At 52.5% G+C, this 872-nt stretch carries 2 pseudogenes; both read right to left on the bottom strand.

The annotated features are described in order from the left end of the window. Positions 1-144: pseudogene (locus THS27_RS26290) on the bottom strand (transposase domain-containing protein); the annotation flags it as partial. 35 nt (positions 145-179) lie between these two features. After that, a pseudogene (locus tag THS27_RS26285) lies at positions 180-608 on the bottom strand (IS5 family transposase); the annotation flags it as partial. Positions 609-872 lie beyond the last annotated feature (264 nt).

Raw genomic sequence — 872 nt, 5'->3', positions numbered from 1 at the left:
CCGATTGATCGGATGATCGGCAATGCGGTCAAGGGCGACAGCAAGATATTTTCGCGGATCAAGCTCCTGCATCTTTGCCGTCTCGATCAGGCTGTAAATGGCAGCAGCCCGATCACCTCCGGTATCTGAACCGGCAAACAACCACATACTACATAAGTCCGAGCGTATCGGTTGCGATACTTGCGGCCCTTGATCTTTTTTCCGGCATCATATCCGGAAATACCGCCGCTTTCCGTCGTTTTGATCGACTGGCTGTCAATCACCCCGGCACTTGGTGACGCCTCGCGACCCGCGAGTTCCCGGACCTCCATCACCAGGAGATGATTGACCGACTGCTAGAAGTCGGACTTGCGCCAAGTATAAAAATAGCCGCGCACGGTTGAGATCGGCGGAAAATCTTTTGGCAGCATACGCTACGGGCATCCACTGGAGGCTATGTACAAAATGGCGTTTACGATGGCCCGCATATCCGTCGTGCGCTGGCGACCACCGGACCTTGCCGGAGGCACAAGCGGGTCGATGATGTCCCATTCACCGTCTGTCAAATCACTTGGATATCGAAGCGCGTCACGGTTATGCTGGCGCCGGGCAACATCAGTCCAGAGCACTGCATTTCTCCATCTCTTTGCAAAGACGGTTGAATCACAAACTCTTGATGTCGCTCAACTACTTTTAAATCGGGCTCTAAGACGCAGTCGCTGTCAAAAAATCCAGCATAATAGGGTATCAAGCTCGCCACTTTCTCGGACTCACGTTATGCAGACACACAAACTATTAGATAGTCGCCAACTTCCCCCGTTGAGCAAAGCGAATAAAGCAGGATGCCACGTAGTGGCTGTTAGGTGATATCACCTAGGTGTTTAGTCCCGGCA

Source organism: Thalassospira sp. MCCC 1A01428 (genome assembly GCF_002115825.1).
Lineage (GTDB): Bacteria > Pseudomonadota > Alphaproteobacteria > Rhodospirillales > Thalassospiraceae > Thalassospira.
Note: the sequence above shows the minus strand (reverse complement) of the source record. Positions and strands in the feature narration are given on the sequence as shown.